10 protein-coding genes are annotated in these 12,535 nt (G+C 57.6%); all 10 read right to left on the bottom strand.

The features are described from left to right. The coding region (locus tag ENJ19_10180; protein ID HHM06092.1) for a DegT/DnrJ/EryC1/StrS family aminotransferase at window positions 1–1,087 on the bottom strand (1,087 nt) is incomplete at its 3' end. A gap of 11 nt (window positions 1,088–1,098) precedes the next feature. Then, window positions 1,099–2,088: an NAD-dependent epimerase/dehydratase family protein gene (locus ENJ19_10175; protein HHM06091.1), complete on the bottom strand. Its 990-nt coding sequence runs from the start codon at window positions 2,086–2,088 to the stop codon at window positions 1,099–1,101. Then, window positions 2,088–3,086, bottom strand: coding sequence for a glycosyltransferase (locus tag ENJ19_10170; GenBank protein HHM06090.1), 999 nt, complete (start codon window positions 3,084–3,086; stop codon window positions 2,088–2,090). The genes ENJ19_10175 and ENJ19_10170 overlap by 1 nt, the downstream gene beginning before the upstream one ends. A gap of 443 nt (window positions 3,087–3,529) precedes the next feature. Next, on the bottom strand, window positions 3,530–5,167 hold the full coding sequence (locus tag ENJ19_10165; GenBank protein HHM06089.1) for a phospholipid carrier-dependent glycosyltransferase: 1,638 nt from the start codon (window positions 5,165–5,167) through the stop codon (window positions 3,530–3,532). Window positions 5,168–5,263: 96 nt separating this feature from the next. Beyond that, window positions 5,264–6,478, bottom strand: coding sequence for a glycosyltransferase, exosortase A system-associated (locus ENJ19_10160; GenBank protein HHM06088.1), 1,215 nt, complete (start codon window positions 6,476–6,478; stop codon window positions 5,264–5,266). A gap of 14 nt (window positions 6,479–6,492) precedes the next feature. After that, entirely contained in the window at window positions 6,493–8,391 is a 1,899-nt protein-coding gene (locus ENJ19_10155) for an amidotransferase 1, exosortase A system-associated (GenBank protein HHM06087.1), read from the bottom strand. 49 nt (window positions 8,392–8,440) lie between these two features. Further along, window positions 8,441–9,991 carry an exosortase A gene (gene xrtA / locus ENJ19_10150; GenBank protein ID HHM06086.1) on the bottom strand — a complete coding sequence of 517 codons (1,551 nt, stop codon included), beginning with the start codon at window positions 9,989–9,991 and terminating at the stop codon, window positions 8,441–8,443. A gap of 101 nt (window positions 9,992–10,092) precedes the next feature. Continuing rightward, window positions 10,093–11,298, bottom strand: coding sequence for a TIGR03087 family PEP-CTERM/XrtA system glycosyltransferase (locus ENJ19_10145; protein ID HHM06085.1), 1,206 nt, complete (start codon window positions 11,296–11,298; stop codon window positions 10,093–10,095). 2 nt (window positions 11,299–11,300) lie between these two features. Then, window positions 11,301–12,344: a FemAB family PEP-CTERM system-associated protein gene (locus ENJ19_10140; protein ID HHM06084.1), complete on the bottom strand. Its 1,044-nt coding sequence runs from the start codon at window positions 12,342–12,344 to the stop codon at window positions 11,301–11,303. Window positions 12,345–12,349: 5 nt separating this feature from the next. After that, the coding region (locus ENJ19_10135; protein ID HHM06083.1) for a DUF3473 domain-containing protein at window positions 12,350–12,535 on the bottom strand (186 nt) is incomplete at its 5' end.

Here is a 12,535-nt window from a genome sequence, read left to right as displayed (position 1 = left end):
GATCAAGAACACAGCGAACCGCTTCACAAACAAACGATACATCCTCAAACGACAACTCCGGGTACATCGGCAACGAAAGAATCTCACCGGCGAGCTTTTCAGTCACTGGCAACGCTCCTTCTCCATAACCCAGAAAGCAATACGCTTCCATTCTATGGATAGCATAAGGATAGTGAACCGCAGAACCGACACCGCTTTCCTTCAGGGCAGCGCGCAATTTCTCCCGTTGCGCTGTGCGAACAACATAGAGGTGATAAGCATGCAGCACCCCAGGCCCGGGAACGACAGGAGTGACAACACCACCAAGCAATGTATCGTAACGCTCTGCAATGGCCCGACGCCGCTGAATATACTCAGGCAAATGTTGAAGCTTGACACGCAACACCGCCGCCTGAAGTTCATCCAAACGGGAATTCACACCTTCACGAACTGAATAATGTTGCCCTTCAAATCCATACATCCGAATACTTCGGATACGCCCAGCCAAGCCCCGATCCTTAGTGAAGCACATCCCCCCGTCACCGTACGCTCCAAGATTCTTCGTTGGATAGAAGGAAAAAGCACCGACGTCACCCATTGTGCCAGCCATCACTCCATTGAGCATCGCGCCATGGGCTTGGGCACAATCCTCGACGACAGCCACATCGCGCCCCGAAATGATTGTACGCAATCGTGGTATATCTACGACATTGCCAAAAAGATGGACGGCCACCACCGCTTTCGTTCGCTGCGTCAGGCAGGAATCCAGAAGATCAAGGTCCATCAAGCCAGTCCGTTCGTCCACATCACAAAACACTGGAGTAGCCCCTGCCTCCCGGATCGCGCTAACCGTCGGCACAGCAGTATTCGATACTGTCACTACTTCATCTTCCGGACCCACTTCGAGCGCCCGCAAAGCAATGGCCACGGCATCAGTACCGTTTCCAACCCCAATGGAAAACCCACTCCCACCCAAAAACTCGGAGAACTCATCCTCAAACGCTTCTACTTCTGGCCCCAAAATCAATCGTCCTGATTTCAGAACGCGGTGAATTGCCTCATCAATCTGGGGAGCAAGCATTCGATACTGAGCAAGATAGTCGAACATCGGAATCGCTTTCACAACCAATAATCCTTCTTGTGATCACGAAACCACGCCACGCTGTGAGCCAGGCCCTCAGGCAAATCCACACTCGGCTCCCAACCGGTACGAGCATGAAACGCTGAGTAATCACCGTAATAATCACCAATATCAATAATTCGTTTATCGTCCGGGAATGGGACAATTCTATAGCTAATATCGCAAAGCTCTCCAAGTATCCCCACAAAATCCAACAGGGAATAGTGCCGGGGCGCGCCTAGATTAAACACCTCCCCGTAACATGCTTCACAACCCGCGGCAAGAAGCAGCGCGTCAACAACATCATCAATGTAGTTGAAATCTCTAAGCTGTTTGCCGCTCCCAAACACTTGAATTTCCTCACCCCGTAGGGCCTGTCGTACCAATATACCGATAAACCCCTGACGATTGTTACGAATTTGTTGCCGGGGCCCATATGTATTTGTCAAACGCAGCACTACTGATTTAAGACCATAAATACGATCATAAAGCAAATGGTAATATTCGGCCGCTAGCTTATTGATACCATTCACATCCACTGGTATCGTTGGATGATCCTCCCGCACCGGTAAATTTTGAGCACGCCCATAGACCTGACGAGTTGATGTAAATATAAGTTTCGCATTAGGATTGTTGTGCCTACATGATTCAACAAGATTCATAGTTGATATGCAATTCACACCAAGATCACCGTGAGGATCGCGCATACTATCCCCGTGGCTCACTTGGCCTGCGAGATGAAAAATGTAATCCTTATCCCTAACAAGAACGTTCAGGGAATTCAAATCCCGCATATCAGAGATGTTTACAGCCACATCATTTTCTACTGGCTTAAGGTTGGCGATATTCCCCCCGTGCTCTGGCACCATAGAATCGAGCACTGTCACCTTAGCCCCACGGTTTAGCAGTTCAATCGCCAGATTGCTACCAATAAACCCCAACCCGCCTGTGACCAGAACGTTTTTCCCGGAAAACGCGTGTTCCACTATCACTCCCCCCGCTTTTCGTCAAAGCTCTCTCGTTCGATCGGAATAAACTCCCTAACCACATACTGGGGGCTACCATTATCTTTCAGAAACAAACGCCCAAGATACTCACCAATCATGCCCAACGCGATAAGCTGCACCCCGGCCACAACAAGAATAATGCACACGGTGGACGTCCACCCCACGGGAATAGTGGGATCCGCCAACTTCTCCACGATCACAAAAAGGGCGAAAGCAAAACCCAGCAACGCGAACAATACCCCTCCAATAGAAGCCACCCGAAGAGGAAGGATAGAAAAATTAGTAAACATGTTCAGCCAAAGACTGATCAACTTGTGCAAGTTGTAGCCCGACCTACCCTCCTCTCTGGGATCATGCCCAACCAACACTGTCGCGTATTTTCTCGTAACGCGAAGGATCAGGCCGTCAATATAAGGATAGGGACCATCGTATCGAGACACCTCACCCACCAAAAACCGGTTGATCACCTTAAACGAGGACAAATACAAACCCTTAGGCTTCCCAAGCATCACGCTTGCCACAAAGTTGTTGAACCGGCTGCCTAAATTTCTAAACCAGTGATGCTGTTTCTTCTCATAGCATGAGTATACTACGTCATACCCCTCACTTAGTTTTTCAACCAGCTTTATCACCTCACCAGGCGGATTTTGGAAATCATCATCCATAATGACAGCCGCATCACCAGTGCAATACCGAAGACCAGCCATCACCGCATTGTGCTCTCCAAAATTTTTGGACAAATTCACAAAAGACACTGAACCTCTGTATTTTCGGCATAGCTGCCTACATACTTTCTCAGAGTCGTCTCGAGGACTGCAGTCATTCACCAGAACCACTTCCAACTCATAGCGCCGCGCCAGTTCCTCATGCAACCTACTCACGAGAGGACCGATTGTCTTTGCGCCGTTATAGACGGGAATAATGATAGACAGACGAGCCAGACCCACCCCAGACCGGCGTAACTTATCTTCTGGCTCCATAACAGCATTATCAGAGACATTGTTATTCACAGCCATTGCCAACGACCCTTCTTTATCTTCTTGCCTTGCTTTTATATCAATGCCGAAAATCAAGAACAAAGTACTGGCGACACCTAGTAGCGAGCTGACCTACTAACTCGGCAATCAAACAGGCCGCCCTAACCTATATAATTTTCACTCGTGAAATCCGCTCGCCATTTAGCTACATTGCAGGTAGTTGGCGGGCCCCATTTGGCCGGCACCAAGGCCAAAGACGGCACCTCCCCGTGCCATAACATTAACCAGACGATCTAAATTGATGAACTAGTAGTATTCTCAACTGACGTGCACGTTGACGTCTGAAATTCGGACAATGTTTTCAAACCTATATCAGCCACGGAAATCAGTTAAACCACAACTCTCCCTTAAAACACGTCGAAGCTGCCTCTCACCGAGCACCTGACTTACTCAGCAACAGTATTCGCCCACGACGCATCGAAGCCACAACTTTTCGGAACCCGAAACACGTAGGCCGGCTTTGGCGCTAGCAAACTCTGCATACGACCGGTAACGGCCTGCATCAGCGATGCCGGCAGTATCACGTCGGCAACCGAATCCAAGAACAGCAGAACTTGCTTCCCTACTCCAAACCCCACCGGAGACAGCACACCTTCACCAACCCAACATCGCGGCACCCGGGAAACATCGATCTTTGGATTTCTTCCACCCCAATCCATTGTTTCCTGATCAAGTACTACATATGCCCCTTTCCAGTTCACCGCTGCCGACCAGTCCTGTGCAAGTTCAGAGATGCGCACAAGTGAGCGCCGAACCGGCCACTCCCCGGAAAACTGAGATTCTGCTTCCGATATCACCACCGCGTGGCTTGAAGCGTAGACTGGAACATCTTTACCCTTGGAAAATTCCACCGTGGCTTTGCTATTTGACGAAAAAGCCCTCACTGCTTGCTGCTCCAAAGCAGACAGGACAATGCCACCTCCGACATATAGCAACAAAACAGTCACCAATGCGGTTTTATTCAGCTGTGCCAAGCCATAAGCGGCCAAAACAGCCATTGGGGCGGAGAAAATAAGCATATAGTTGGTCTGCTTGAAAATCCAAGCGAAAGGAGAAATTGAAACGACCGTGAAAGACAACATCGCCAACAACCCCAATACCCATAGCAGCAACGTATCACCACATCCCCATGAACTATCGGTTTTGTTGCTCCAGTAGCGCCACCCGCCCCAAACAAACAGAATACCCAACAGCCAGGTATGCTGAACATTTACAAACAAGTACTGGAAATAGTAGGTTGGCGTATACACCTTGGCGCTGTTGTCTATAACCTTTTGCACCGCGCCACTATCAACCGTGAAGACGTGCAGAGGATCACCGGACAACACCCACATCAGTGCCATATTCAGCGCCAACATGAGAAACCCACCCGCTATCGCCCACAACCATTGATTTACCCAGCGACGACGTAACACCGCATAGGCCAGAAATACCGGTACCGTAAGGATGGCAACGCTGGACTTGATCCAGTATGCAAAGCCCAACGCCACACCAGCGCCAAAATACGCCCCAGATTTTTTTCCCCGGTCCTCTCCCAATATGAACAGGACAAAAGCAAGCGTAATAAAAAAAGCTAACGGCGCGTCGGCCATCATGCGACCAGCGTAGTGGACATGCAGGGGCAAAAAAGCGAGCAACACTGCCGCATATATACCGACCTTCCAACCCCAAAAGCGCCGCGCTAACACATAAACCAGGATCACCTCCCCAAGAGAACACAACAAGGACCATAAATTTGCGCTAAGTTCATTAACTCCAAAAAGGGCCAAAAATGCGGCCACCGGCAAATTTATGCCGTAGCGTACCGCACCTATGTAGTCAGACGCTTGCCAATCCCCATGCAACAGCGCCAAAGCCTGCGCGTTGTACACCACCTCGTCAGAACCAAAAAATCCGGTATAAAAAATCATCCTCACTACGGCCGCCGCCCCAATCAGCAAAATTAGGGCAACCGTATCCATGGATACCCACCGGCAGGGGGAATCTGCGATTGATGAAAAACCCGAACTCCCGGTCATATTCATACGCCATCAACTCTTATAGAAAACCATTGTCACAGGCCCCAATCCAGTCTTGGTTGGATTTACCTTTTCCCGATACCTGATATGCCCATGTCGGATTCAATTTGTGCCAAGCGCCCGATATACGTCAGCGTAACGACTTACGCTCACGCTCCAATTGCGCACATTCTCCACGTACTCACGCGCATTGCGCTTAATCTCCTCACACGATGCGGTGTCGTCAAACAATGTCAAAACGGCGCTCGCTAAAGCATCGGAATTTCCCGGTTTAAACAAACAGCCATTGTCACCATCACGGATGAGTTCCCGGTGGCCACCCACATCGGAGGCCAACACCAGGCGGCCCTGCGCCATGGCCTCCAGGGGTTTCAAGGGGGTGACCAACTCAGTCAGGCGCATGGACAGACGGGGATAGACGAACACGTCTACCAGATCGTAGTAACGCTGCACTTGGTCGTGGGGCACGCGGCCGGTGAAGGTGACATGGCGTTCGATGCCCAGCTCCCGCACGCGCCCTTTCAACTTCGCCTCTTCCGGCCCGCCGCCCACCAGCAGGACATGCGCCTGGCGGTTTGCCGCAATGATCTGCGGCACGGCGTCCAGCAGCAAACCGAGACCTTCGTAGGCATAAAACGAACCGATAAAACCCAGCACCCGCTTGTCCTGCAAACCCAGCGCCTGAACCAGGGCGGGATCCGCCGCGCCCCCCAATGAAAACTTGCTGGTGTCCACGGCATTGGGAATCACCGTCACCTTGTCCCCGGCCACGCCGCGACCGATGATTTCGCGACGCAGACCCTCGCATATGGTGGTCACCGCAGCGGCCCGTTTGATGGCATAGGTCTCCAGCAGCCGGCTCAGGCGGTAGCGCAGCCCCCAGGGCCGCGCGGTACCGTGATCCACCGCCGCATCTTCCCAAAAGGCGCGGATTTCGTAGACCACCGGCAGGCCCAGGCGCTGGCCGATATTCAAGGCGGGCAGGGCGTTCAACACCGGCGAGTGGGCGTGGAGAATGTCCGGTCTGATGGCCAGCACCACTTCCTCCAGACGCCGGGTGAGGGCGTTCATCTGCGCCATCTGCCCCACCACCGGCCAGCCGTCCCGGCCACCGCCCTGATATGGCGTGCGGTAAAAATGAAACCCCTCCACCTCTTCCTCGGCCGGGGCCTCAGGCGCCGCCAGCTGATGTTTGGGTCCGGTCAGGTGAAAGGTTTCCCAGCCCAGTGCCCGTTGTTGGTCCAGGATATTGCGGGTGCGGAAAGTGTAGCCGCTGTGCAGGGGTATCGAATGATCAAGGATATGTAGAATGCGCATACTGTTGACTCGTGTTATTCCGCCGCAACAAGCCGGCGTTGACAGACGTCAAACATCAACAAAGCCCACAAGGCTGTGCTGTGATCGCTGCGACCGGACTGGTGATGGTCGACCAACTGCTGCAGAAAACGCGGATTGAACATGCCACTGTCAGACAATGTGGAGCCGCCGATCATCTCCCGCACCCGCTCCCGCAAGGGCCCGCGGAACCACGCCGCCAGGGGAATGGAAAACCCCATCTTGGGCCGGTACAAAATATCGTGGGGCAAGAGGGGTTCAGAGGCTTTTTTCAGCAGGTATTTCCCTTCCCGGCCCCGCAGCTTGAGGGTGGCGGGCAGGCCGGACATCCATTCCACCAGTTGGTGGTCCAGCAGGGGTACCCGCACTTCCAGGGCATGGGCCATGCTGGCGCGGTCCACTTTGGTGAGGATGTCCCCCACCAGCCAGGTTTTGAGATCCAGATACTGCACCCGCCCCAGGGGGTGGTCGGTGGGCGCCTGCCGGTCGTGCTCACGCAGCACGTCCACGGCATGGTAACCCTGCAAGGAGGATTTGAACGCCGGGCTGAACAAGCGCGCGCGCAAGGGATCGCCGAGCAGGGAGACGCTGTGAAAGAAGCCCGCTACGCTGTCCCGCGCCAGCGCTTCCAAAGTGGATTTGGCGCGCAAGACCCGCGGCGCCCAGTCGGCTTTGGGGTAGAGCTGACCGAGGGCACCGAACAAGGGCCGCCGCAGGCCCAGTGGCAAACGCGACCGTAACCGCTCTTCATATAAATGCCAGCGGTAACGCCGGTAGCCGGCCAGGTTTTCGTCGCCGCCGTCACCGGACAAGGCCACGGTGACGTGCTTGCGCGCCAGCTCGCACACCCGGTAGGTGGGCAACGCGGAGCTGTCGGCGAAGGGTTCGTCGTACACCTGCGCCAGTTTGTCGATCAACTCAAAGTCGTCAGCATCCACGTGCTCGACGTGATGGCGGGTGCGGTAACGCCCGGCCACTCGTGCCGCGTAATCCGCTTCGTTGTAGGCCGGGTCGCCAAAGGCAATGGAGCAGGTGTTGACGGGCTTCCCGGACAGGCCCGCCATGGTCGCCACAACAGCACTGGAGTCCACCCCACCGGAGAGGAACGCGCCCAAGGGCACTTCGGCGATGAGGCGGATGTTGACGGCCTCCCGGATGCGCTGGCGCAGTTCGTCCGCGGCCTCCGCTGCGCTCATGGCCGGCAGGGGAGCGAAGGGCACGTCCCAATAGCGGCGCGGCGCGGGTTCCGGCTGCCCGGGGCCGAAGCTCACGGTGTGGCCCGGTGCCAGCTTGTGCACGCTTTGGAAGATGGTTTTGGGCTCGGGAATGTAGCCGTAGGCGAAATAGTCTTCCACGGCGCGGGGATCCAGTTCCCGTTTGAGCCCGGGGTGAACCAACAGCGCTTTCAGTTCGGAGCCGAAGATGAGCTGGCCGTCGGGCAAGGTGGCGTAAAACAAGGGCTTGATGCCGAGCCGGTCGCGGGCGAGAAACAGCCGCCGGCGGCTGCGGTCCCACAAGGCGAAGGCAAACATGCCGCGCAGGCGCTGCACGCAGTTCTCCCCCCATTCCTCCCAGGCGTGGACGATGACTTCGGTGTCGCAGCGGGTGCGGAATTGATGACCGGCGGCGCTCAGTTCCTTCATGAGCTGGGGGAAGTTGTAGATTTCACCGTTGTACACCACGACCACCGAGCCGTCTTCGTTGAACAAGGGCTGCTGCCCGCTGGACAGGTCGATGATGGACAGGCGCCGGTGGCCCAGGCCCAGGCCGGGCTCGGTGTGCAGGCCGCCTTCATCGGGACCGCGGTGCAACTGGCTGTCGTTCATGCGCGCGAGCAGTCCGCGGTCAATGCGGCGCCGGCCGCGGGTGTCAAAGATGCCGACCACACCGCACACGGCTCAGCGCCCCCCTGCCCGCATCGCGATACCAAACGGCGCCATCACCCTACTCCCGCGCCGCGGCCTGCAAGGCCGCTTCAATGGACGGCACCATGGCCTCGGCAAAGTGCTGCAGACGGGCCTGGGCCTGCTCGGTTTTTTCATCGTAAGGGGTGATCAGCATGACGACGGCCGAGTCATTGGGCTGCCCCAACAGTTTGGTTTTGGCGTCCCAGAGCTTGGCGAGGTAACGATTGGTGGTATAGCGCCCGTCCAGCCAATACCAATACCACACCAGCAGATTGCCGTCTTCGGATTTCAGTCGGGCGGTACGCACCGTCCAGGACTGGCCGCCAAGGCTCAGGCCCCGGCTGCGGTGGGCGATGCGTTTCCATTGCCGGTCCCGCTCCATCACCAGTACATTTTGCGAGGTCACCAGTTCGGCGTCCTGGCGCTGGCTGCGGTAATAGCCCAGATACACGCTGACCGCCTGCCCGTCCTTGAGGTACTTCTGCTGCAAGGCGGCATCCACCCCGAAATACGCCGGCCACCAGTTGGCCAGCGGTTCCGGCACGGCCCGCCAGCCGTCCGCGCCCTGTGGCGGCGCCAGCACGACGGGACGGATCTGGCTGCGCGCCTGGTCGGACATGGCGGCGGCCACCGGCCAGGCCACCACGGCGACAAAGGCCAAGGCCGCGGTCAGAGCCAGCCGGAAAGCAGGGACGGGGGCGGGGGCGGGGGCACGGCCCCGGGCAGCGACAGCAGCCGGGGCGGCCTCGTCCTCGCTCCAGAAGGATCCCACCCAAAACAAGATCAACATGACCAGGCCGAAGAACACCCAGCCATAGAGAAAGTGATCCACGCCGTGAGCCAGTTTGTTGTCACTGAGGTGGGCGATCATGACGATCATATAGGCGCGAGCGCCGTTGGCGAAAATCGGCACAATCACAGCGGCAGCGATGAACAAGGCGCGGCGCCAGTAGCTTTGGTAGTTCAGGTAGGCAAACAGAAAACCCAGGGTCATGGAGGCGATGAGATACCGGATGCCGCTGCAGGCCTCCACCACTGACCAACTGCCGCTGGGGATTTCGAAAAAAGTCCCCTCCCGGTAGACGGGCACGCCCGTGAACTGCAAGGCCGTAACGGCGAAATCAGCGGTGAAATCCACCAGATGGGGAATCAACTCCTCCCCCATGGGCACGGCAAACAACAAAAACCCCAGGGGGAAGGCGATGGTTCTGGTCACGGCCCAGCCCAGCACCGTGAACACCGCCGCGGGGATCATGGCCACCACCGCCAACTGCTGCACCACCAAAACGCTGGCGTAATGACCCAGCAGCCACACGAGTCCCAGCCCCGGCAATAACACCAGGCCCCACCAGGCGGGGCGGGGTGTCAAAGCGGCCAACGCCGCCCGCTTGCGCCAGATAAGATACAGGCTGATGGGGGCCACGAAGAAACCGTGGGTGAAGGTTTCCGACCGCATCCAGATGGCGGCGGTGGAATAGACGGTCTCCCAGTACACGCCCAGCACGGCAGCGACCAACAGCGCCACAGCGACAGCGGACCGGGGCCAGGGGGATGGCAGAGAAGCAGTGTGCGGAGAGCTTGGTGGCATGAGGAACCCTTGTTGTTGTTTTTATTCGCAGCTCAAGGCGAAGCCGGCGCCGGGCCGCCGCGCGGCATTATCGCAAAACCAGACTGCCATTGCCTGCCCTTTCATCCGGCCGCTTCCAGCAGCGTCTTGAGACGCTGCAGATTCTGTTCCCAACTGTAATCCTCTTCCACCCGGTGGCGTGCCTGCGCGCCCATGCTGTCGCTGTCGGCAGCGGCCAGGATTTTCGTTACCGCAGCGGCAAACCCGGCGGCGCGCCCGGCCGCCGCCACCTCCCGGCCCGCTTCCACATGCAGCCCGTCCAGAGCATCCGGGGTCGCCACCACCGGTCTGGCCATAGCCATGGCCTCCAGCACCTTGTTTTGAATCCCCCGGGCGATGCGCAGTGGCGCCACCACCACACGGGCATGGGCCAGATAGGGGCGGATATCGTGCACGGCACCCACCACCATCACGCCGGACAGCCGGCGCAAATCCAGCACAGCGGGGGAAGGCCGGGCCCCCACGATGTAAAACCGGGCCTCGGGCCGCTTCGCCACCACCCGGGGCAGGATGTCCCTGGCAAACCAGCTCACCGCGTCTACATTGGCCCAGTAGTCCATGGCACCGGTGAAGACAATGGGCTCACCCGCCAGGGGATAAGGGTTGGTGTAATCCCGGGCCGGGGAAAAGTAGTCCGTGTCCACGCCGTTGTGGATGCCCTCCACGTGCCGTGCTTCCGGCGCCAGCTTTTTGAACAGATCCGCCTCAGCGCCGGACACCAATACCGTGGCGTCGAAGGCCGCCGCCACCCGCCGCTCAAAGGCCAGCAGGGTCTCCCCCTCGCGGCGATACACCCAGCTCATGGGCCAGCGGTGGCGGGCGGCGTATTGGCGCCATTTCTCCGAATCCACATCGACCAGGTCGATGACCCGGTGGAGCCGGGAATACTTGCGGCCGCAGACGTACTGCGCCATGGCGCCGGAGTAAACGAACACCCGCGCCATGTCAAAACGGGCGAGCATGCCGCTCACCCAGCGTGCCATGGCGGCGTCGCGGTAATAGGGCAGGCTCAAGGGACGGCGGCTCAACAGATAGGGCAGGCTGCGCAGCCGGGCGCGGCGGGCATCCACACGCAGGAAGCAGGTTTCGCCGCAGTGGCGGGCCACCTCGTCCACGTAGCGCCAGTCCGCCTCGTCGTCGATAAAAGCGCCGAGATGCACGCGATAATCGCGCGCCAGTTGTTTCAGAATATTGAAGGAGCGCACCTTGTCCCCCTTGTTGGGAGGATAGGGGATGCGGTGACAGAGAAATAACAGATCCTTGTTCACTTTCAACCCAGATACTTGACGATATGGGGGCCAAGCAGCCGCGTGAGGCCCAGGGGCAGGCGCTTCCAGGTGTTGATAAAGAGGCGGTACTTGGGATTCAAGGGATTGATGTCCGGCACCTCGCGCGCCTTCACCAGTTGGTATTCGTATACCAAAGGCGCGGGCTCAAAACCCCAGTTTTTCTTAAAGCTGTAAGAGCCGGTGCCGACTTTGCTGCGTCCGTAGTCGAACACGCGCACGCCCCGCAGCACCGCCCGGCGCATCACTTCCCAATACATGAAGTCGTTGCCTTTTACAGCCCGCGCCTCGTCGGTGCCGCCGCCGTAGTAAGGCAGCACCTGGTCGCGAAAATAAAAGTTCATCACCCCCGCCACCAGCCGCCCGCCCCGGCTCACCACCAGGCATTCGCAATCGTCACCGAAGACGTCTTTGAGGGTCTGAAAATAAGCTTTGGAGAACACCGGCGTGCCCAGGTTGCGCACGCTGATGGAATAGGCTTCGTAGACCCGCTCCACGCCGTCATCAACATCGCTGCGCAAACCGGCCTGGATGCCTTTGCGCACCATGGCGCGCTGCTTGCGGGGGATGGCAAGTAGGTTCTTGTCCGGATCCGGATCAAGGGCTTTGCGAAAGGTGACGTAGAGTTCTTCCTTGCGCGGCCAGTCGGGGTGGCGGGGCACGATATGACGCAGCTCCAGGTAGTCCACGCCTTGCCCTGCGGCCAGCTCACAGGCCGCCTGCTCCAGGGCATGGATGGCATCCGGCTCCACAGCGGCGGCACCACCATAAACGCAAAACGGGGTGGAGATCAGGGCATGACCAAAGACCGCACTCTTGATACGCCCCAGCGGCAACACGCCAATGATGCGTCCGGCCCGTTCCGCGTACAGAAAGGGCGCCTCATGGCCGAAGGCCCGCTCCAGCACTGTTTTCCAACCAGCGCGGTGGAAGAACGTAGCATCGGGAAAGGCTGCCACGAAGGCATCCCAGCGGGGGTGCGCCGCGTCGTCCAGGGTTTTTATTTCTATTGCTTGTCGGGTGTCCATGGCACTCAATGAAGAAAAACCTGATCCATTCTCGCCCAGCGGAACTCGCGCAACAGCTTGCGCAAGCGCGCCTCGGTGCGACTCAAGTTGGTGTAGTGGCGGACCCGGGTTTTAATGTCCAAACCGCTTTGCCGCGGTTGGCCGGGGTCAATTTCCCAGGGATGAAAATAGAACACCGCGGCCTGCCGGTC

It is taken from the genome of Gammaproteobacteria bacterium (assembly GCA_011375345.1).
Lineage (GTDB): Bacteria > Pseudomonadota > Gammaproteobacteria > DRLM01 > DRLM01 > DRLM01.
Note: the sequence above shows the minus strand (reverse complement) of the source record. Positions and strands in the feature narration are given on the sequence as shown.